This window comes from Pseudomonas sp. 25 R 14 (assembly GCF_900004755.1).
GTDB lineage: Bacteria > Pseudomonadota > Gammaproteobacteria > Pseudomonadales > Pseudomonadaceae > Aquipseudomonas > Aquipseudomonas brenneri.
This window is the reverse complement of the sequence record NZ_CVTS01000040.1, coordinates 241788-262593: the sequence shown is the minus strand read 5'-3', so window position 1 is coordinate 262593 and position 20806 is coordinate 241788. Positions and strand designations below refer to the sequence as shown.

The window sequence follows — 20806 nt, the reverse complement described above, 5'->3', positions numbered from 1 at the left end:
ATGTCGAAGTTTTTTATCAACCGCCCCATTTTCGCCTGGGTAATTGCCCTGGTGATCATGCTGGTCGGGGCCTTGTCGATCCTGAAGTTGCCCATCAACCAATACCCGGCGATCGCACCCACCGCCATTGATATCCAGGTGACCTACCCAGGCGCGTCCGCACAAACCGTGCAGGACACCGTGGTGCAGGTCATCGAGCAACAGCTCAACGGTATCGACAACCTGCGTTATACCGCCTCGGACAGTAACTCCGACGGCAGCATGACCATCACCGCGACGTTCAACCAGGGTACCAACCCGGACATCGCCCAGGTGCAGGTGCAGAACAAGCTGAACCTGGCGACCCCATTGCTGCCGCAAGAAGTGCAGCAACAAGGGATCCGTGTGACCAAGTCGGTGAAGAACTTCCTGATGGTGATCGGCCTGGTGTCCGAAGACGGCACCATGACCAAGGATGACCTGTCCAACTACATCGCCTCCAACATCCAGGACCCGATCTCGCGGACGGCTGGCGTGGGCGACTTCCAGGTCTTCGGTTCCCAGTACGCTATGCGTATCTGGCTGGACCCGGCCAAGTTGAACAACTTCAAAATGACCCCGGTGGATGTCAGCACCGCCGTGCAGGCTCAGAACGTCCAAGTGGCCACTGGCCAACTGGGTGGCCTGCCAGCCCTGCCCGGCACTCAGCTGAACGCCACGATCATCGGCAAGACCCGTCTGCAAACCGCCGAGCAGTTTGAAAATATCCTGCTGCGCGTGAACACCGACGGCTCCCAGGTGCGCCTGGGCGATGTCGCCCGTGTCGAGTTGGGCGGCCAGAACTACAGCATCAGCGCGCAGTTCAACGGCAAGCCGGCTTCCGGCATGGCGATCAAGCTGGCATCGGGCGCCAACGCCCTGGACACTGCCAAGGCGATTCGCGCCACGGTCGCGTCCCTGGAGCCGTTCTTCCCGCCTGGCATGAAAGCCGTGGTTCCGTATGACACCACCCCGGTGGTGACCGAATCGATTTCCGGGGTAGTCGATACCCTCGTCGAGGCGATCATCCTGGTGTTCCTGGTGATGTACCTGTTCTTGCAGAACTTCCGCGCCACCATCATCACCACCATGACCGTACCGGTGGTATTGCTGGGTACGTTCGGCATTCTTGCGGCCTTCGGTTTCACCATCAACACCCTGACCATGTTCGGCATGATCCTGGCCATCGGCTTGCTGGTGGACGATGCGATCGTGGTGGTGGAGAACGTCGAACGGGTGATGGCCGAGGAGCACCTGTCGCCCAAAGAGGCGACGATCAAGTCCATGGACCAGATCCAGGGCGCCCTGGTAGGTATTGCCCTGGTTCTGTCGGCGGTACTGCTGCCAATGGCATTCTTCGGCGGCTCCACGGGGGTGATCTATAAACAGTTCTCCATCACCATTGTGTCAGCGATGGCCCTCTCGGTACTGGTTGCCCTGATCTTCACCCCGGCCTTGTGCGCCACCATGCTCAAGCCGATCGACCCTGAGAAGCACGGCCAACCCAAGCGTGGTTTCTTCGGCTGGTTCAACCGCACCTTCGACCGTGGCGTACTGAGCTACGAGCGCGGCGTGGGCAACATGATCAAGCACAAGGCGCCTTCGTTCCTGGTGTACCTGATCATCTTCGCCGGCATGATCTGGCTGTTCACCCGTATTCCAAGTGCATTCCTGCCCGAGGAAGACCAGGGTGTGATCTTCGCCCAGGTGCAGACGCCGGTCGGTTCTTCGGCAGAACGCACCCAGGTGGTCATCGACGACATGCGCGCGTTCCTGTTGAACGACAAGGAAGGCGAGCCAGGCGAAGGCAAGGCTGTGAAGTCGGTATTTACCGTGAACGGCTTCAACTTCGCCGGTCGTGGCCAAAGCTCGGGCCTGGCGTTCGTCATGCTCAAGCCATGGGATGAGCGCGATGCCTCGACGTCGGTATTCGAGGTGGCCAAGCGCGCCCAGGGTTACTTCTTCCAGACCTTCAAGGACGCCATGGTATTTGCCATCGTGCCGCCTTCGGTACTGGAGCTGGGTAACGCCACCGGCTTCGACGTGTTCCTGCAGGACCAGGGCGGTGTAGGTCACGAAGCGTTGATGAACGCACGTAACCAGTTCCTCGGTATGGCCGCGCAAAGCAAGATCCTGGCTGGCGTTCGTCCCAACGGCGTGAACGACGAGCCGCAATACGAACTGACCATCGATGACGAGAAGGCCAGTGCCCAGGGCATCAGCCTGTCGAGCATCAACCAGACCCTGGCAATTGCCCTGGGGGGTAGCTACATCAACGACTTCATCGACCGTGGTCGGGTGAAGAAGGTCTATATCCAGGGCGACGCCTCAAGCCGTATGTCCCCTGAAGACCTGAACAAATGGTTCGTTCGCGCCGACGACGGAAAAATGGTGCCACTATCAGCAATTGCCTCTGGTAACTGGATCTACGGCTCGCCGAAACTGTCGCGGTACAACGGTGTACCGGCGATGGAAATCCTCGGTACGCCGGCGCCGGGCTACAGCACCGGTGATGCGATGGCGGAAGTCGAGCGCATCGCCAAGCAACTGCCTGCAGGTGTGGGCTATGCCTGGACCGGCCTGTCATATGAAGAACGCTTGTCCGGCTCCCAGGCACCTGCGCTGTATGCCCTGTCGTTGCTGGTCGTGTTCCTCTGCCTGGCAGCACTGTACGAAAGCTGGTCGATCCCGATTGCGGTGGTACTGGTTGTACCGCTGGGTGTCATCGGGGCATTGATGGCTACCAGCCTGCGAGGTTTGTCCAACGACGTGTTCTTCCAGGTGGGCTTGTTGGTGACCGTGGGCCTGGCCTCGAAGAACGCGATCCTGATCGTGGAGTTCGCCAAAGAACTGCATGAACAGGGCAAGGGCCTCGTCGAGGCGGCCGTGGAGGCCTCCCGCATGCGTCTGCGACCGATCATCATGACGTCCATGGCGTTCATCCTCGGCGTACTGCCGCTGGCGATCTCCTCGGGCGCAGGTTCAGGCAGCCAGCACGCAATCGGTACCGGGGTAATTGGCGGTATGATCACCGCCACCGTCCTGGCGATCTTCTGGGTGCCACTGTTCTTTGTGACCGTGTCTGCCATTGGCAGCCGCAAAAAAACTGACAAGTCCGATACACCGCACACATCTAAAGAGGCTGGCTAATGCGCAAGTCGCTACTTTCCCTGGCAGTCACGGCATTCGTGCTCAGTGGCTGCTCGCTGATTCCTGATTATCAGCAGCCTGAAGCGCCGGTTGCCGCCCAGTTTCCACAGGGGCCGGCGTATTCGGCGGCCCAGGCGCCGAGCCAGGCTGCTGCCGAGCAAGGCTGGAAGCAGTTTTTCCACGACCCGGCCCTGCAACAGCTGATCCAGGTTGCACTGGAGAACAACCGCGACCTGCGTGTCGCGGCGCTGAACATCGACGCCTTTGCCGCGCAGTACCGCATCCAGCGCGCCGACCTGTTCCCGGCCGTCTCGGCCAATGGCAGCGGCAGCCGCCAGCGCACTCCGGCACGGGCTTCGCAAACCGGCGAATCGAACATTTCCAGCTCCTACTCGGCCACCCTCGGGGTCAGCTCGTATGAGCTGGACCTGTTCGGCCGGGTGCGCAGCCTGAGTGAAGAAGCGCTGCAAAAGTACTTCGCGACCGAAGAAGCACGCCGCAGCACACAGATCAGCCTGGTGGCCAGCGTGGCCAATGCCTACCTGACCTGGCAGGCCGACAAAGAGCTGCTCAAGCTGACCCAGGACACCCTGGCGGCCTACGAGCAGAGCTTCAAGCTCACCTCGCGCAGCAACGAAGTCGGCGTGGCCTCGGCCCTGGACTTGAGCCAGGCGCGGACCTCGGTTGAAAGCGCCCGCGTCCAACTGGCCCGCTACACCCGCCAGGTGGCCCAGGACGAGAACAACCTGACCCTGCTGCTGGGCACCGGCCTGCCGGCGAATCTCGCCACCCAGCCGCTGTCCGATGACCTGTTGAGCGAAGTTCCACCAGGCCTGCCATCTGACCTGCTGCAACGCCGTCCCGACATCCTGCAGGCCGAGTACAACCTCAAGGCTGCCAACGCCAACATCGGCGCGGCACGGGCTGCGTTCTTCCCGAGCATCAGCCTGACAGCCAATGCCGGCACCCTGAGCCCGGACCTCGGTGGTCTGTTCAAGGGTGGTTCGGGCACCTGGTCGTTCGCCCCGCAGATCAACATCCCGATCTTCAACGCCGGTAGCCTGCGCGCAAGCCTGGACTACTCGAAGATCCAGAAAGAGATCAACGTCGCGACCTACGAGAAGTCGATCCAGACGGCATTCCAGGAAGTCTCCGACGGCCTGGCAGCACGTGCGACCTACAACCAACAGTTGCAGGCCCAACGTGATTTCGTCGCGGCCAACCAGGACTACTACCGCCTGGCCGAGCGTCGCTACCGTATCGGGGTCGACAGCAACCTGACCTTCCTCGATGCCCAGCGCCAGTTGTTCAGTGCCCAGCAAACGCTGATCACCGACCGCCTGGCCCAACTGACCAGCGAAGTGACCTTGTACAAGGCCCTTGGCGGCGGTTGGAATGAGCAAACGGCGAAGAATGAACCGCTGAAAGAAGAAGCGCCGAAGCTCAAGTTGTTCTGATCGGCGTAGCGACACAGGAAGCCCACCTTTTGGTGGGCTTTTTCATGGGCATACAGTTCCGTTCGATCACCGCCCAGAACCCGCCCTCCCCCGATTGAACCGCCCCCGCAACGCCCCGCACCATGGCCCGCACCTGCATAACCCCAATAACAACAGGTCCCACGCCATGAGCACTTTTCATCCTTGCCGGCTATTGCTGGCTACCGCTGTTGCCAGCCTTGCCTTGCCAGCCATCGCCCAAGAACACGGCTTTCTCGAAGACGCCAGCGCCAACCTCAACCTGCGCAACTTCTTCATCAACCGCAACTTCACCAACCCGACCAAGGCCCAGGGCGGCGCGCAGGAGTGGACGCAGAGTTTCATTCTCGATGCCAAGTCCGGCTTCACCCAGGGCACCGTCGGTTTTGGCCTGGATGTACTGGGCATGTACTCGCAGAAACTCGATGGCGGCGGCGGTTCCGGCGGCACTCAGTTGCTACCGCTGGACTATGATGGCAAGCCGGCCGACAATTTCGGGCGCCTGGGTGTCGCGTTCAAGGCGCGGCTCTCCAAGACCGAATTGAAAGTCGGGGAATGGATGCCGGTATTGCCGATCCTGCGCTCGGACGACGGCCGCTCCCTGCCGCAAACCTTGCGCGGCGGGCAGATCACCTCCAAAGAGATCGACGGCCTGACCCTGTATGGCGGCCAGTTCCGCGCCAACAGCCCACGTGACGACAGCAGCATGACGGACCTGTCGATGTTCGGTAAAACCGCCTTCACCTCGGATCGCTTCAACTTCCAGGGCGCCGAATATGCGTTCAACGACAAGCGCACCCAAGTCGGTGTATGGAATGCCCAGCTCAAGGACATCTACCGCCAGCAGTACCTCAACCTGATCCACAGCCAGCCGATTGGCGACTGGACCCTGGGCGCCAACCTGGGCTTTTTCTACGGCAAGGACGACGGCAGCGCCCGCGCAGGCAACCTGGACAACAAGACCTGGTCCGGCCTGTTCTCAGCCAAATACGGCGGCCACACCTTCTACGTCGGCCTGCAAAAACTCACCGGCAACAGCGCCTGGATGCGGGTCAACGGCACCAGTGGCGGCACCCTGGCCAACGACAGCTACAACGCCAGCTATGACAACGCCGAGGAAAAATCCTGGCAACTGCGCCACGACTACAACTTCGCCGCGCTAGGCGTACCGGGCCTGACCCTGATGAACCGCTACATCAGCGGCAGCAACGTGCACACTGCCACCGTCAGTGACGGCAAGGAATGGGGTCGGGAAAGCGAAGTGGGCTACACCGTGCAAAGCGGCAGCCTGAAAAACCTGACCCTGCGCTGGCGCAATTCCAGCATGCGCCGGGACTACAGCAACAATGAGTTCGATGAGAATCGATTGATTGTCAGCTATCCATTAACCCTGTTGTAGAACCTGCACGCTGCCTGCCTTGCACGAAGAAATGGGCCGCCCCTTACGGTCCCGCTGTTGCTGACATTGCGCCAAAGAGCAGAAACAAGGCCGTTGCTGAGCAGCAGCCAGGCATACACTTTCAGGCTCAGGAATAGGTCATGCGCAACGGGACACCCATTTCTTCGTTCAGTGTATTTTCAGTCAATGGCTTGGGGTTGCTGGTCGTAGGTTCGGTCGAAGGGTCACCATCAAAATCAAAGGGGCATCCCGTGTTTTCGAGCCCCATCGCCTGCCGCTCACTGTTGGGGATCATTGCTGAGCGCCCGCGAGGAAACTCCAGCGTAAAACCGGGAATAAACGTGCCATTGGCACCGTTCCAGGCGTGAGCCATCTCATGGTAAAGGCTGACAATCGGCGAGTAGGCCACCCCGTTTAACTCAGCTATTTGCGCTCGGTTATAGGCGATGACGGCACGATCTGCACGGGAACCCGCAAGGCCATCCTTCATGAAGCCCCATCTCGGATCGTCACCGATGACAGGCGCCCTTTCGTTGTTAAAGAGCTGCTTGAGCTCCTGGCTACCAAAGAGGTAGTGACTGCCCTCATCGTGGATATCTTCGATGAGCGTGACCGGGGCACCATTGCTTCTCGCCATGGCATCCATGTGCGCGAGCATGGCCTGGCCTTGGGGAGAACTGCGCAATAGCTCCAGGTCATCCTCGACCCGCTGTTTGAACTCGACAGAACCACGCACAGCAAAGGCTTGTGAGCCAACATCCTTAGGCGTCACGGCGCAGAAAACCGAGCCGCGAGAAGGATTGATCAAATCACTGTGCTTGCCATAGACAAGATCTCCCAGGCCATTGCGCCGAATGCTATCGCGGCCCGCGCCCGTATAAAACGTGCTGCGATCGTGCCCCACCATGACGTCATCCCCGGCCCCACCGCTCAAGACCGTATGACCATTACCCGCATACAGATGGTCATCCCCGCTGCCGCCATCCAGATAGCTGCGCTTACTGCCGGCGCCGGCGTACAACCGGTCGCGGCCCGGGCCACCATACATGACGTTGTTACCCGTACCGCCGATGAGTATGTCATCCCCTTCATTACCTTCGACGTAACCATTTGCGCTGCAAAGGTTCAAGGTGTCATTGCCCTTGCCGCCGAACAACCGGGTGCTGCCACCTCCGGCCTGGACTCGATCATCGCCATCACCGGCTTCGATGCGCACGGCCTGGGTGACATTGGCATCAATCAGCACCTTGTCATCGCCACCGTTTGTCCGGATCAGTAATTCCATGGCGTTGCCGTGTTTGTCATGGCTGGCGAAGAGGTAATCCCGGCCATTGACCCGAATACTCAATTGACCATCGGCACCCTGGCGTACATGCACATTATCTGCCGCATCAGCGGTTTCCAGGACCAGGCTACTGCCGAGTCGGTATGGGTTGGACACAGGGTCCAACTCCCACGTCAGCCGTGAACTTGCTTTGAGATTGCCATCATTGAAAAACGGCTGGATACGGGTCTCGAAGCGATTGTCTGGATCGTATTTAAGATGAGGTTCAGTCTCGGGTTCATAGGCGCTGGCCTGAAACACTGGTGTCTCGGGCTGAGTCGAGGTATTCCCCGTAAAGGGAGGCAATGTAAAGGGCTGTATCATGGAGTTTCTCCGGGAGAGTGGGTCGTCGATTGCCCCTGTTGGCAGCGCTGTTCCTGACGGTTTTCGCACCCTCGCAGAGGTGTTGTTTCTTTGGTCTCCCGTGTGAAAAGGTTCCTGCCAGGCCCCCCTAACTGCAACGAAGCATTGAGTTCCTCGCCTACGCAAGCCCCGTGCCCATTGAGTCATGGGCTTTTTGCTGTATGTTGCACCGACTCAGCGCCACTGCTCGTATCACGATGGCAAGGACGACATCCCTGGAACCCGGCCTTCATGAAACTCATCACCATCGTCTTATCGAGTTTGCTGACGACCCTGAGCCTCAGCGGTTGCATCAGCGCGCCCATCGCCCTGACCGAGCGCACCGAGCAACGCCTGATCGCACAGGCGCCGATTCGCTTTCTGCTGACCTTTGATGACGGCCCCAGCGCCTCGGGTTATGCCAATCCGAGCCGCTCGGTGATCCAGGACCTGGCCCACAACCCAGTGCAGCCAGGGATCAAAGCGATTTTCTTTTTACAGACCGACGCCTGGCGCGCCGGCGGCAGCCCGCGTGGGCGCAAAACCATGCAACGCGAGCATGCCGCTGGGCACATCCTGGCCTTTCACACCGCCACGCGCTGGCATAGCAATCATCGCCTGCTGAACGATCAGGAGTTGGAGCGCACCCTGAATCTGGGCGCTGCCAGCATTGCCTCGGTCACCGGCGTCGCGCCCAGCCTGGTGCGCCCGCCCTTCTGGAATTACGACAAGCGCACCTTCGCCGCCTATCAGCGCCACGGCATGCACATCTTGTTGACCGACTTGAGCGCCAATGACGGCAAAATCTGGGGGTTCAACGCCAGCCCCCGGCGACGGGCCAACCTGCTGCGGCAGCTGTCACTGGTGCGCGAGCGCATTGCCCTGGGCGAGTTGCCGACCGTAGACGGGGTGATCCCCGTGATGGTGACCTTTCACGACATCAACCGCTACACCGCCCGGCACCTGCAGGAGTACCTGCAAATCCTGATGGAGAGCGCCCAGGCCAATGGCCTGAAGACGGCGACCGAGCCGTTCTACACCGACCGTGCAGCACTGGAGCGCGGCGCCCTGGCGCGGACGGTAAAAGATGCCAGCGAGAGGGTGTACCTGCCGGGAGTGTGGAGCTGGGTGTGGGACGCCGACGCCCACTGATAGTGATACTTCCCCGTGCTGCCTGGGACGACTAAAGAGCCGGTCGCTGGCGAACCTGCCGATGACACAGACACACCCTATTTCGAACGGCAGGCTGTCGGTCTGCCGACCGATGCCGAGCCGTTCGACTTTGACGATGACCCCCTCACCCCGCCGACCTCAACCAATCCCGAACCGTTCACAGAGAGCGCTTTGCGTAAAGAAATGGGGCTTGTCCAGCGCAATAGCTATAGCTGACGCTCACCCATGGCCTGCTTTAGAACAGAAGATTAGCTGCGGGACTCGACACCCAGTTCATCCCACACCGACTCCGCCAGGTGAAACGTCGCGTTAGCCGCCGGGATCCCACAGTAGATCGCGCTCTGCATCACTACTTCCTTGATCTCGGCGCGGCTCACGCCATTGTTGGCGGCAGCGCGCAGATGCAGCTTGAGCTCTTCATTGCGGTTCATGCCGATCAGCATGGCGATGGTGATCAGGCTGCGGGTGTGCCGTGGCAAGCCCGGCCGAGTCCAGATATCCCCCCAGGCGTGGCGGGTGATCATTTCCTGGAACTCGCTGTTGAACTCGGTCAAGGCATTGAGGCTGCGGTCGACATGCGCATCGCCCAGCACTTCACGACGCACCTTGAGGCCATCGGCGTAACGTTGTTTTTCGTCCACAAGAGCGTCCTCAGCGAGCCAGCAGGAAAGTCAGTACCCGATCGCTGAACGCAGCACCGGCTTGTACGTTGGACAGGTGCGCTGCGTGGAACTCGGCGTATTCGGCGCCGCTCACCTGTTCCTGGATAAAACGGCTGCCAGACGGCGGCGTTACCGCATCTTCGGTTCCGGCAATAACCAGGGTCGGCACGGTGATCGACGATACTTGCTCACGCAAATCAGCATCTCGCACCGCGCCACAGTTGGCGGCATAACCTGCCGGATCTGTCGCGGCGAGCATGTCGGTAATCCGCTTGGCCTGTTCGGGATGAGCCTGGGCAAAATCAGCCGTGAACCAGCGCGCAATCGACGCATCACGCAATGCCACCATGGCCGCAGGGCCATCGCGCAAGACCATTTCGATGCGAGGGTTCCAGATGTCCGGGGTGCCGATTTTCGCTGCGGTGTTGCACACCACCAGTTTGAGCAAGCGTTCGCCCGCATTGATGCCCAGCCACTGGCCAATCAGGCCGCCCATGGACAAGCCGCAGAAATGCGCGCGTTCGATGTTCAGCGCATCCAGCAGCACCAGCACATCCCGCCCCAGCTGTTCGATGCTGTAGGGGCCTGCGGTGACCAGGGATTTGCCGTGGCCACGGGTGTCCAGGCGCAACACCCGAAAATGTTCGGTGAACGCCGGCATCTGTGTGTCCCACATCCGCAGGTCAGTGCCCAGTGAGTTGGACAACACCAATACCGGTGCACCTTCGGGGCCTTCCAGTTGGTAATTCAGTTCGCCATCGGCGAGTTGTACAGATCCCACAGCAGCCTCCTCAGGCAGAAAATGCAACGTGTTCGGTCACTGCGCGGCTGACCCAGGTTTGGGCCTGCCCCAGGTAGTGGGCCGGGTCGAGCAGACGATCCAGTTCAGCCGCCGACAGCTGAGCCGTGACTTGTGCCTCATCGGCCAGTACGGCGCGCAAATGGCGCTGCTCGGCGACGGCGCGTTTGCAGCATTGCTCCAATAAGTGATGGGCGGTTTCGCGGCCCAGGCGCTGGGCGAGCACGATACTGACGGCTTCGGCCAGCACCAGCCCCTGGGTCAGGTCGAGATTGTTGCCCATGCGTTGCGCGTCGACTTCCAGGCCCTCGCTCACTAGCAACGCCTGATGCAAGGCACCGGACACCAGGCGGCAGATTTCAGGCAAGGTCTCCCACTCGGCATGCCACAGGCCCAGGCTGCGTTCGTGCTCCTGGGGCATGGCGCTGAACATCGTCGACACCAGGCCAGGTACACGGGTGGCAGCACTGATCAGTACAGCGGCGCCCACCGGGTTGCGTTTGTGCGGCATGGTGGAAGAACCGCCCTTGCCCAGTGCCGAGGGTTCGAACACTTCCGCCGCTTCGGTCTGCATCAGCAGGCTGATGTCCCGACCGAGCTTGCCGAGGCTGCCAGCGATCAGGCCAAGAACGCTGGCGAACTCCACCAGACGATCACGCTGGGTGTGCCAGGGTTGTTCCGGCAGCGCCAGTTGCAACTCCGTCGCCAGGGCTTGCGCCACCGGTATTGCCTGTTCGCCCAACGCCGCCAAGGTACCGGACGCCCCGCCGAATTGCAGGACCAGCAGGCGCGGCTTCAACTCCACCAGCCGTTGGCGACTGCGCGTCACCGCCCCCAGCCAACCGGCGATTTTCATCCCCAGGGTCACCGGCGTGGCGTGCTGTAACCAGGTGCGCCCGGCCAATGGCACATCGGCATAGCGCTGCGCCTGGGCGGCGAGCACCGCGCCCAGCCGGGCCAGGTCTGTCTCGATCAACTCCAGCGCCCGCCGCAGTTGCAGCACCAGGCCCGTATCCATCACATCCTGGCTGGTCGCACCCAGATGCACATAGCGCTCGGCGCCGGCGTCTTCACTGGCAATCAACTTGCCCAGCGCCTTCACCAACGGAATCGCCGAGTTGCCTGCCGTGGCAATCGCCACGCCGAGTGCGTCCACGTCATACAGCGAGGCCAGGCACGCCTGGGCAATCGGTGCGACAGCGGCCGTCGGGATCAGCCCAACCCGGGCCTGGGCCCGGGCCAATCCGGCTTCGAAATCCAGCATGCCCTGCAAGCGTCCCTGGTCACAGAACACCTCGGCCATGCTGTCAGCGGTGAAATAAGCGTCGAACAATTGGTTGCTCGTGCGCAGCGTCATAACTCTTCCCTTACAGATCGTGGTGCAAGTACTCAGCCTGTTTCGGCAGGCGCAGGCTGAACAGGAACGCAATAGCCATCATGCCGGTCACGTACCAGTAGAAGGTGTTTTCCAGGCCGATGGACTTCAGGCCCAGTGCCACGTATTCCGCCGAACCACCGAAGATCGCGTTGGCCACCGCATAGGCCAGGCCCACACCGAGGGCGCGCACTTGTGGCGGGAACATTTCCGCTTTCACCAGGCCGCTGATGGAGGTGTAGAAACTGACAATCGCCAGCGCCAGGGTAATCAGCACAAAGGCCAGGAACGGGCTGGTTACGGTTTTCAGGGTCATCAGGATCGGCACCGTGCACAGGGTGCCGAGGGCGCCGAACCAGAGCATCGAGTTACGCCGGCCGATCTTGTCCGAGAGCATGCCGAACAGCGGTTGCATGCACATGTAGAGGAACAGCGCGCCGGTCATGATGTAGCTGGCGGTCTTGGCGTGCATCCCGGCGGTGTTCACCAGGTACTTCTGCATGTAAGTGGTAAAGGTGTAGAAAATCAGCGAGCCGCCAGCGGTGTAGCCGAGCACGGTGATAAACGCGGCCTTGTGATCGCGAAACAGCGCCCTGATGCTGCCAGCGTCTTTGTTTTCACGCATTTCCTGGCTGGTGGTTTCTTTCAGGGAGCGACGCAGCAGCAGCGAGATCACCGCCGCGACAGCGCCGATCACAAACGGAATGCGCCAGCCCCAGGCCCGTAGCTCTTCTTCGGTGAGCAGTTGTTGCAGGATCACCACCACCGACACCGCCAGCAGTTGCCCGCCGATCAGGGTCACGTACTGGAACGAAGCGAAGAAGCCGCGCTGGCCCTTGAGCGCGACTTCACTCATATAGGTCGCCGTGGTGCCGTACTCGCCACCCACCGACAGCCCCTGGAACAGCCGCGCCATCAGCAGCAGGGCCGGGGCCCAGGCGCCAATGTCTTTATAGGTGGGCAGAAAAGCGATGACCAGGGAGCCGGCGCACATCATCAGCACCGAGATCATCATCGAATTCTTGCGCCCGTGCTTGTCGGCGACCCGGCCAAACAGCCAGCCGCCGATGGGTCGCATCAGGAAGCCTGCGGCGAACACGCCAGCGGTGTTGAGCAGTTGCACCGTGGGGTCGTCAGAGGGGAAAAACGCTGGGGCGAAGTAGATGGCACAGAACGCGTAGACGTAGAAGTCGAACCATTCGACCAGGTTGCCGGAAGAGGCCCCGACAATCGCAAAAATCCGTTTGCTGCGCTCTTCTCCGGTGTAGTGACTGGTAGTTGTTGTCATGTTGTTTTCACTCGTGGGGAACGGGTTAGAGTCTAGACATACTTTGCAACAACCTCGTTCCGCAAGCAGACCTTTGGGGGGTGGGTTGCCCCTGTAGGAGCGAGCTTGCTCGCGAAAGACCCAAGGACACCGCGTTTATCCAGGAAACCTGCGTTATCGTTGAAGATTTTCGCGAGCAAGCTCGCCCCTACACGGGGGGCATCAGTAATCGAAAAACACCGTTTCTTCATCTGTCCCTTGAAGAATCACATTCCACTGATACACCCCCGACGCATCCGTCTTGGCCACCAATGTATGCCGCCGCTCTGCCGGCACACACGCCAGCAACGGGTCATCGCCATTCGCTGCCTCACCGTCGAAATAAATCCGCGTCAGCAAGTGCTTCACCAAACCACGGGCAAACACCAGCACCACCAGATGCGGCGCCTGGGTCGTGCCCTTGAGGCCCGGCACGCTACCGGGCTTGATGGTGCTGAAGCGAAACCGCCCCTGCGCATCCACCGGCACCCGGCCAAAACCTTCGAAATTGGGGTCCAGGGCTTTGTCCTGGTCATCCTCGGGGTGGTCATATTTGCCGGCGGCGTTGGCCTGCCAGACTTCCAGCATGGCATCGTTGACCACATCGCCATTGCCATCCACCACTTGTCCGGTGATCGCCACGCGCTCGCCGAGGGTGCCCGCATTGGCCAGGTCTTCGCGGTTCAGCCAGGTCAGGCCGATGTGGTAGTACGGCCCGACGGTGTGGGACGTGGTCGCATTAAGGGTCATGTCATTTCTCCATCGGCGTGGCGTCGCGGCCGCGCAGGACGATGTCCCAGCGGTAGCCGAGGGCGTAGTGCGGCACGGTCTTTTCCAGGTCGAAACGGGCGATCAGGCGTTCCTTGGCCGAGGTATCCGGCACGCAGTTGTAGATCGGGTCATAGGCCAGCAGCGGGTCGCCGGGGAAGTACATCTGGGTCACCAAGCGCGTCAGCACGCTGGGGCCGAACAGCGAGAAGTGGATGTGCGCGGGGCGCCAGGCGTTATGGTGGTTACCCCACGGATAAGCGCCGGGCTTGATGGTCTGGAACTGGTACCAGCCATCGGCATCGGTGACGGTGCGGCCAGTGCCGGTAAAATTCGGGTCCAGGGGCGCGTCGTGCAAATCGCGCTTGTGGTTGTAGCGACCGGCGGCGTTGGCCTGCCAGATCTCGACCAGGATGCCCGGCACCGGCAGGCCGTTTTCGTCCAGGACCCGACCGTGAATGATGATGCGCTCGCCTTGCGGCTCGCCATCGTGCTGGGCGGTCAGGTCGTTGTCTTTCTCGGCAATGCGTTCGGCGCCGATGGTCGGGCCGGTGATTTCCGACAGCGAATGGGGCAGAAACACCAACGGCTTGGACGGCGAACGCAGGTTCGTCGACTGGTAGGCCGGGTGCAGGTAATCAGGCTGAGTACCCGCTTGCGGGCGCCGATATCCGGGCTTGTCACTCATGGAGCAATCCTCTTTATTCTTGTCAGTCTCAAACGCGTTCGATCGCCAGGGCCAGGCCTTGGCCAACACCGACACACATAGTCGCCAAGCCTTTGCTGCCACCGGTTTTTTCCAGTTGATGCAGCGCGGTCAAGACCAGGCGCGCACCACTCATGCCCAGCGGATGGCCCAAGGCAATCGCGCCACCGTTCGGGTTGACCTGCGCCGCGTCGTCCGCCAGGCCCAACTCACGCAGCACCGCCAGGCCTTGGCTGGCAAAGGCTTCGTTGAGCTCGATCACATCAAAGTCGCTGACGGCCAGGCCCAGGCGCTCGACCAACTTGCGCACCGCAGGCACCGGGCCGATGCCCATCACACGGGGCTCGACCCCGGCACTGGCCATGCCCAGCACGCGGGCGCGGGCAGTCAAACCATGCTTTTTCACGGCTTCGGCGCTGGCCAGGATCAAGGCCGCAGCCCCATCGTTGACCCCGGAGGCGTTGCCGGCGGTGACGGTCTTGTCCGGGCCATTGACCGGCTTGAGCCTGGCCAGGGCTTCGAGGGTGGTGTCGGCGCGTGGATGCTCGTCGTGTTCAACCAGGGTCTCGCCTTTTTTGTGGGCGACCCGTACCGGCACGATTTCTTCAGCGAAGAACCCGGCGGCCTGGGCAGCGGCCGTGCGTTGCTGGCTGCGCAAGGCGAAGGCGTCCTGGTCGGCGCGCGAGACTTTATAGTCATCCGCCACGTTGTCGGCGGTCTGCGGCATGGCATCGACGCCGTACTGGGCCTTCATCACCGGGTTGATAAAACGCCAGCCGATGGTGGTGTCTTCCAGCTTCATATTGCGCGAGAACGCAGCGTCGGCCTTGCCCATCACGAATGGCGCACGGGACATCGACTCGACGCCACCGGCAATCGCCAGCTCCATTTCGCCACTGGCGATGGCGCGGAACGCGGTGCCGATGGCGTCCATGCCCGAGGCACACAGACGGTTGAGGGTCACGCCAGGGATGCTCGATGGCAAGCCGGCCAGCAGCGAAGCCATGCGGGCCACGTTGCGGTTGTCTTCGCCGGCCTGGTTGGCACAGCCGAGGAACACCTCGTCCACCGCGTTCCAGTCCACCGACGGGTTGCGCGCCATCAGCGCCTTGATCGGCAAGGCCGCCAGGTCATCGGCGCGCACGGTGGACAGGCCACCGCCGAAGCGGCCGATGGGGGTGCGGATGGCATCACAAATAAACACGTCGCGCATCAGGCTTCTCCTGGGGTTTGGCCATGGGCGGCGGCGGTACGGGCTTCAAGGTCGCGCAAGGCGTTCAGTTCGACCTCGGTCGGTTCGGCGCTGGTACCGAGTTGATCGGCAAAACGCACCGCCCAACCGGTGGCGGCGATTACTTGTTCGCGGGTCACGCCAGGGTGCAAAGCCGTGACCACGAATTCATGAGTGCCCTCCTCCGGCTCCATGATGCACAGATCGGTGATGATCCCCACCGGGCCTGCGCCTGGCAGGCCGAGGCGCTTGCGCGAGTCGCCGCCTTCGCCATGGCCTACCGAGGTGATGAAGTCCAGTTTGTCGACGAACGAACGGGACGACTGCTTGAGGATGATCAGTACGCTCTTGGCGGAGCCGGCAATTTCCGGCGCGCCACCGGCGCCCGGCAAGCGGACCTTGGGTTGGTGATAGTCACCGACCACGGTGGTGTTGATATTGCCGAAACGGTCGACCTGGGCCGCCCCAAGAAAACCGACGTCAATGCGCCCGCCCTGCAACCAGTAGCGAAAAATCTCACCGGTGGGTACGACGGTGTCGGCGGTTTCCGCCAACTCGCCGTCACCAATGGACAACGGCAATACCGACGGCTTGGCGCCAATCGGGCCGGACTCGTAGATCAGCACCACATCGGGGGAAGATGTCAGGCGTGCCAGGTTGGCGGCCTTGGACGGCAAGCCGATGCCGACGAAGCACACCGAACCGTTCTTCAGGCGGCGCGCGGCGGCGACGGTCATCATTTCATTGGTCGAGTAAGCCATTACTTGGCCTCCTGCGCGGCAGCCAGTTTGGCCTGGAATTGACTGAAGTCAGCAGTGCCGTGGATGTATTCATCGATCCAGGCGGTAAATGTCCCACGATCCCGAGCGATCGGGTCCCAGGCTTGATAGAAGCGATTGTCGCGTTCGGTGTAACCGTGGGCGTAGGACGGATGCGCACCACCCGGCACATGGCACACGGCGGTCAGGGCCCAGGTCGGTAGCACGCAGGCGTTCATTGGCGCGTTAAGGTCATCGACGATTTCTTCGACGGTGACGATGCAACGCTTGGCCGCCAACGCCGCCTCTTTCTGCACCCCGAGAATCCCCCACAACAGCACGTTGCCCTTGCGGTCGGCCTTTTGTGCATGGATCACCGTAATGTCCGGGCGCACCGACGGTACCGCCGCCAGCACTTCACCAGTGAAGGGGCAGGTCACGGTCTTGATCAACGGGTTGACCTTGGGCAGGTCGGAGCCGGCATACGCCCGCAGTACCGCGAACGGCAGGCCGGAAGCGCCGGCCACGTAGGCGTTGGCCAGGTCGGCATGGCTGTGTTCTTCGATCTCCAACGGTTGCGGCCATTGCTTCTCGACCGCGTCCCGCAGGCGATGCAGGGAGCCCACGCCAGGGTTGCCACCCCAGGAGAAAATCAGCTTGCGCGCACAGCCGGCCCCGATCAGTTGGTCGTAGATCAGGTCAGGCGTCATGCGTACCAGCGTCAGGTCTTTCTTGCCCTGACGAATGATTTCATGACCTGCCGCTGTAGGGATCAGGTGGGTAAAGCCTTCGAGCGCGACGGTATCGCCGTCATTGACGAACTGCTTTACCGCATCAGCCAGCGAAAGGATTTCAGCCATGGGGTTGGGCTCCCGATATAGGTCGAAAAAGACGCTGGAGGCAGCGCCGAAGTGCTTGAAGAGTAAGCCGGGGCAATGGGCCAAACAATCCGATAATCGACTATCCGTTCGATAATCGAACGGATTGTTGCCTAGCTATCTTTCAAGACGAACACGGTCAAATGTGGGAGCGGGCTTGCTCGCTCCCACATTTTTGAACCGTGTCCGCTTTAAGTCTCAGGTGGCGTCGGCGTGGCTGACGATGCCCTTGATCACCACCGCCGTGGTAGCGAGTGCCGCCGGAATCACCAGCGCCGTCAGCACCTGCTCGAAGTTCCAGCCCAACCCCAGCAAGGTGGCGCCCATCCACGCACCGAGGATCGCGCCAAAGCGCCCGATCCCCAGCATCCACGAGACACCTGTGGCACGTCCCTGGGTCGGGTAAAACCGCGCAGCCAACGAAGGCATCGCCGATTGCGCACCGTTGACGCACATCCCGGCAATCAACACCAGGGTCGCCAAGAGGGTGATGTTGCCCAGGCTCTGGCCCACGGCGTAGGCAAATACCCCGGCCAATAGGTAGAACGCTCCGATGACCTTGTGCGGATTGAACCGGTCCATGGCCCAGCCCACACCCACGGCACTGAGTACGCCGCCGAACTGGAACAACGCGCCAATGAAAGCCGCCTGCTCCATGCTGGCGCCGCTGTCGCGCATCAGGGTTGGCAGCCAACTGGTCAGCAGGTACACAATCACCAAGCCCATGAAGTACGTCAGCCACAGCAACAGGGTGCCGGCGCTGTAGGTGCCGGAAAAGATCACCGCGAACACGTTGCGCGCCTTGACGGTTTTCTGTTCCGGGACACTGAAGCTTGAGGCCTGGGCGACGATGGCCGGGTCGATGGGCGCCAGGGCCTTGCGCACCTTGTCCGTGCCGCGATTGCGCACCACCAGGTAGCGCGCCGACTCCGGCAACCACAGCACCAGCACGCCGACCAGAATCAATGGCAGGATGCCGCCGATCAGCAGCAGGCTGTGCCAGCCGAACATCGGAATCAGCTTGGCCGAGATAAATCCGCCACCGGCCATGCCCAGGTTGAAACCGCAGAACATGCTGGTCACCAGCAACGACTTGTGACGCTCCGGCGTGTATTCGGACAGCAATGTCGTGGCGTTCGGCATACCGGCACCCAGGCCCAGGCCGGTCAGGAAACGCAACACCAATAACTGATCAACATTGGTGCTGTAGGCCGAGGCCAGGCTGAAGGCGCCGAACACCAGCACGGCGCCCACCAGCACCATCTTACGACCAAAACGGTCAGCCAAGGGACCGGAGCCCAGGGCGCCAAACACCATGCCGATCAGCGCGGCACTCATCACCGGGCCGAGGCTGGCACGGTCAATCCCCCAATCCTGGGACAGCGCCGGCGCAATGAAGCCCATGGCCGCGGTGTCCAGCCCGTCGAGGAAGACAATCAGGAAGCACAGGATCACCACCCGCCACTGATAGCGGGACAACGGTTGTGCATTGATAAAGGACTGCACGTCCAGACACGTACCAACAGAAGGTGAAGGCTGATTCATTATTTTTATTTCCACACCGATGGGCGGGCGAACGACGGCGAGTCGTCATTATTATTGGGGCGAAACCGATGCCGCGACGGTAGGCGTCGTCGCGGTCAATGACGCTGCCGCGACATTAATGAGCCAGGGGAAACACCGTCAATTGCCCAGGCTGGGATCTGTGCGGTCACCGAACAGCTTACGCAAACAACTGGGCGCTCAGTTCCTGGCTGGCGCTCAACATGCTCGGCAGGAAGCGCTGCTCCAACTCGCTGCGACTGACCCGGCCGGCGTGAGTGCTGACATTGAGCGCGGCCAATACCTGGCCCGACGCGTCGTACACCGGTACGGCGATGGAGCGCAGGCCCTGCTCCAACTCCTGGTCGACGATGCACCAGCCCTGTTGCCGCACTTGTTGCAGACACTCCAGCAGTTCGGCGGGCGTGGTCAGGGTGCGGCTGGTCTTGGTTTGCAGCTCGGCATGATCGAGGTAGTCCTGCAACGACGCATCATCCAGGGCGGCCAGCAGGATCCGGCCCATGGATGTGCAATAGGCCGGCAGCCGTCCACCCACCGAGAGGTCCACCGAGATCAGGCGCTGGGTCGTGGCGGAACGGGCGATATAGAGGATGTCGTCGCCTTCCAGGGTCGCCATGTTGCAGGCTTCGTGCAGTTGCTCGCTCATGCGATCCAGATAGGGCTGGGCAGAAACCGCCAGGGGCGTGGAAGACAGATAGGCGTGCCCCAGGGTCAGAACCTTGGGTAGCAGGGAGTAGGTGCGCCCGTCCGTGGTGGCGTAGCCGAGCTTGATCAAGGTATGCAGGCAACGCCTGACGGCAGCGCGGGGGATTTCCGTGCGATGGCTGATCTGCGCGATGGTCAGGTGACGCTTGCGTTCCTGGAACGCCTGCACCACAGCCAACCCACGGGCCAGGGAGGTCATGAAGTCGGGGTCGCCGGTAAATGCCTGGATACGCTTGGCCGGTGATGCAACGATCGGCGGCGCCACTGAGGCGAAAGAGTTGCGCAATTGATCGTTCATTTCAGGTCCTTTCTCTTATTGTCGATCACCATTACAAGCTGGCCGGCAACGGATACACAAGGCAAGGCCGCCAACATTGGGCGATTATCGGACGGTCATTCGATAATCGCAATTTACTCCTGTGGGGCTGTTGAGCCCTGCCGGGCATCGACAGCCCTCCAGAATTTTCAAGGTGCCCAATTAACTGATGGGTATTAGGCGCAACGGCGTTGATTTAATTAATGCCCATTTACATTCAACTGTCACACACAGACTATTAGGCAAGTGTGGCGTCAAGTTCTCGACACTATTGGGTCACAACACACAAACAAAGTTGACGATTTTTAACTTGTTGGCGATAGTCTTATTCAAATACGCCGCTATAATGCACCGTACGATAAGGTCGAGTCGGCACCGAGAACGATCCGTGACGCCAGCGAACCTCGCTGTTGCCTTGTCTTGGCCTTGGTCGCAATTAAAGGGTGCTCAGTTCCACTGTCAGCCCATTATTGTGAAATAACAGAAAACTGTTGCTACGACAGCTGTTCTTGCCTCGTACCGTGGCCGTGTGCGGTAACAAAGTGGCATCGCGTTTCACTGCAATCAACTCAACTCATTTAGGTAACAATGTGACGAAAGACGAACTGCGCGCGGAACTTGAGCGCCAGGAACAACGTTACAAGGATGTTTACGGCGGGGAAGTCACCACCTACGCCGCCCAACCAGAACCTGAGCGCAAACCGTGGCGCAAACGGGCCAGTCTGCTCGACCAGGCTTTTGCCCAGGAAATCCAAAAGATCGAAAAGGACCTCAAGGCCGAAGAGCCATAAGCGCTGTCGGACTGAGCCTTCCTGACAAGTCATCGCCCTGCCAGCACCTCCTGGCAGGGGCGCCTTG

Annotated in this window: 17 protein-coding genes and 1 pseudogene; 6 read left to right on the top strand and 12 right to left on the bottom strand. The window is 61.0% G+C overall.

Annotated elements, in window-relative coordinates:
* From BFQ03_RS14185 to BFQ03_RS14175, 3 genes are all read left to right on the top strand, one after another.
* Entirely contained in the window at positions 1-3168 is a 3168-nt protein-coding gene (locus BFQ03_RS14185; protein WP_032858028.1) for an efflux RND transporter permease subunit, read from the top strand.
* Complete coding sequence (gene adeC, locus BFQ03_RS14180) at positions 3168-4625, top strand: AdeC/AdeK/OprM family multidrug efflux complex outer membrane factor (protein WP_032858031.1); 1458 nt, start codon at positions 3168-3170, stop codon at positions 4623-4625. Before BFQ03_RS14185 ends, adeC begins: the two co-directional genes overlap by 1 nt.
* Before the next feature lie 166 nt (positions 4626-4791).
* Positions 4792-6042, top strand: coding sequence for an OprD family porin (locus BFQ03_RS14175; protein WP_065943371.1), 1251 nt, complete (start codon positions 4792-4794; stop codon positions 6040-6042).
* Positions 6043-6169: 127 nt separating this feature from the next.
* Here the strand turns inward: BFQ03_RS14175 and BFQ03_RS14170 are convergent, their stop codons facing one another.
* Positions 6170-7690: a M91 family zinc metallopeptidase gene (locus tag BFQ03_RS14170; RefSeq protein ID WP_083204850.1), complete on the bottom strand. Its 1521-nt coding sequence runs from the start codon at positions 7688-7690 to the stop codon at positions 6170-6172.
* A gap of 270 nt (positions 7691-7960) precedes the next feature.
* Between BFQ03_RS14170 and BFQ03_RS14165 the strand changes: the two genes are divergently transcribed.
* Positions 7961-8860 (top strand): polysaccharide deacetylase family protein, encoded by a 900-nt coding sequence (locus tag BFQ03_RS14165; protein WP_065943370.1) that lies wholly within the window; start codon positions 7961-7963, stop codon positions 8858-8860.
* Between the two features lie 24 nt (positions 8861-8884).
* Positions 8885-9097: pseudogene (locus tag BFQ03_RS29040) on the top strand (M91 family zinc metallopeptidase); the annotation flags it as partial.
* A gap of 32 nt (positions 9098-9129) precedes the next feature.
* Here the strand turns inward: BFQ03_RS29040 and pcaC are convergent.
* From pcaC to pcaR, 11 genes are all read right to left on the bottom strand, one after another.
* Positions 9130-9522, bottom strand: a complete 393-nt coding sequence (gene pcaC, locus BFQ03_RS14160) for a 4-carboxymuconolactone decarboxylase (RefSeq protein ID WP_065943369.1) — start codon at positions 9520-9522, stop codon at positions 9130-9132.
* 10 nt (positions 9523-9532) lie between these two features.
* Positions 9533-10324, bottom strand: a complete 792-nt coding sequence (gene pcaD, locus BFQ03_RS14155) for a 3-oxoadipate enol-lactonase (RefSeq protein WP_065943368.1) — start codon at positions 10322-10324, stop codon at positions 9533-9535.
* Between the two features lie 10 nt (positions 10325-10334).
* A complete protein-coding gene (locus BFQ03_RS14150) occupies positions 10335-11699 on the bottom strand; it encodes a 3-carboxy-cis,cis-muconate cycloisomerase (protein WP_065943367.1) in 1365 nt (454 codons plus the stop codon).
* 10 nt (positions 11700-11709) lie between these two features.
* On the bottom strand, positions 11710-13005 hold the full coding sequence (locus tag BFQ03_RS14145) for an MFS family transporter (protein WP_065943366.1): 1296 nt from the start codon (positions 13003-13005) through the stop codon (positions 11710-11712).
* Positions 13006-13206: 201 nt separating this feature from the next.
* Positions 13207-13773, bottom strand: a complete 567-nt coding sequence (gene pcaG / locus BFQ03_RS14140) for a protocatechuate 3,4-dioxygenase subunit alpha (protein ID WP_032858045.1) — start codon at positions 13771-13773, stop codon at positions 13207-13209.
* Between the two features lies 1 nt (position 13774).
* Positions 13775-14479: a protocatechuate 3,4-dioxygenase subunit beta gene (gene pcaH / locus BFQ03_RS14135; RefSeq protein ID WP_032858047.1), complete on the bottom strand. Its 705-nt coding sequence runs from the start codon at positions 14477-14479 to the stop codon at positions 13775-13777.
* Positions 14480-14507: 28 nt separating this feature from the next.
* Positions 14508-15713, bottom strand: a complete 1206-nt coding sequence (gene pcaF / locus BFQ03_RS14130) for a 3-oxoadipyl-CoA thiolase (protein ID WP_175403902.1) — start codon at positions 15711-15713, stop codon at positions 14508-14510.
* Complete coding sequence (locus tag BFQ03_RS14125) at positions 15710-16489, bottom strand: CoA-transferase subunit beta (RefSeq protein ID WP_032858050.1); 780 nt, start codon at positions 16487-16489, stop codon at positions 15710-15712. Before BFQ03_RS14125 ends, pcaF begins: the two co-directional genes overlap by 4 nt.
* Positions 16489-17346: a CoA transferase subunit A gene (locus tag BFQ03_RS14120; RefSeq protein WP_029297076.1), complete on the bottom strand. Its 858-nt coding sequence runs from the start codon at positions 17344-17346 to the stop codon at positions 16489-16491. Before BFQ03_RS14120 ends, BFQ03_RS14125 begins: the two co-directional genes overlap by 1 nt.
* Before the next feature lie 216 nt (positions 17347-17562).
* Positions 17563-18909: a 4-hydroxybenzoate transporter PcaK gene (locus BFQ03_RS14115; RefSeq protein ID WP_032858057.1), complete on the bottom strand. Its 1347-nt coding sequence runs from the start codon at positions 18907-18909 to the stop codon at positions 17563-17565.
* Positions 18910-19087: 178 nt separating this feature from the next.
* Positions 19088-19930 (bottom strand): pca regulon transcriptional regulator PcaR, encoded by an 843-nt coding sequence (pcaR, locus tag BFQ03_RS14110; protein WP_032858059.1) that lies wholly within the window; start codon positions 19928-19930, stop codon positions 19088-19090.
* A 608-nt stretch (positions 19931-20538) separates the two neighbouring features.
* On the opposite strand from pcaR, the gene BFQ03_RS14105 reads away from it, so the two are divergent.
* The gene (locus BFQ03_RS14105; RefSeq protein ID WP_029297082.1) at positions 20539-20739 is read left to right on the top strand and encodes a hypothetical protein; all 201 of its coding nucleotides are present in this window, start codon (positions 20539-20541) and stop codon (positions 20737-20739) included.
* The last annotated feature ends 67 nt before the right edge of the window (positions 20740-20806 follow it).

What these genes read in the sequence shown, in the direction of transcription:
- BFQ03_RS14165 (WP_065943370.1), top strand. Translation starts at nt 7,961, where the DNA reads ATGAAACTCATCACCATCGTCTTATCGAGTTTGCTGACGACCCTGAGC.
- BFQ03_RS14170 (WP_083204850.1), bottom strand. Translation starts at nt 7,690, where the DNA reads ATGATACAGCCCTTTACATTGCCTCCCTTTACGGGGAATACCTCGACT.
- pcaR (WP_032858059.1), bottom strand. Translation starts at nt 19,930, where the DNA reads ATGAACGATCAATTGCGCAACTCTTTCGCCTCAGTGGCGCCGCCGATC.
- pcaH (WP_032858047.1), bottom strand. Translation starts at nt 14,479, where the DNA reads ATGAGTGACAAGCCCGGATATCGGCGCCCGCAAGCGGGTACTCAGCCT.
- BFQ03_RS14115 (WP_032858057.1), bottom strand. Translation starts at nt 18,909, where the DNA reads ATGAATCAGCCTTCACCTTCTGTTGGTACGTGTCTGGACGTGCAGTCC.
- BFQ03_RS14125 (WP_032858050.1), bottom strand. Translation starts at nt 16,489, where the DNA reads ATGGCTTACTCGACCAATGAAATGATGACCGTCGCCGCCGCGCGCCGC.
- pcaG (WP_032858045.1), bottom strand. Translation starts at nt 13,773, where the DNA reads ATGACCCTTAATGCGACCACGTCCCACACCGTCGGGCCGTACTACCAC.
- BFQ03_RS14145 (WP_065943366.1), bottom strand. Translation starts at nt 13,005, where the DNA reads ATGACAACAACTACCAGTCACTACACCGGAGAAGAGCGCAGCAAACGG.
- adeC (WP_032858031.1), top strand. Translation starts at nt 3,168, where the DNA reads ATGCGCAAGTCGCTACTTTCCCTGGCAGTCACGGCATTCGTGCTCAGT.
- BFQ03_RS14185 (WP_032858028.1), top strand. Translation starts at nt 1, where the DNA reads ATGTCGAAGTTTTTTATCAACCGCCCCATTTTCGCCTGGGTAATTGCC.
- BFQ03_RS14150 (WP_065943367.1), bottom strand. Translation starts at nt 11,699, where the DNA reads ATGACGCTGCGCACGAGCAACCAATTGTTCGACGCTTATTTCACCGCT.
- BFQ03_RS14175 (WP_065943371.1), top strand. Translation starts at nt 4,792, where the DNA reads ATGAGCACTTTTCATCCTTGCCGGCTATTGCTGGCTACCGCTGTTGCC.
- BFQ03_RS14120 (WP_029297076.1), bottom strand. Translation starts at nt 17,346, where the DNA reads ATGGCTGAAATCCTTTCGCTGGCTGATGCGGTAAAGCAGTTCGTCAAT.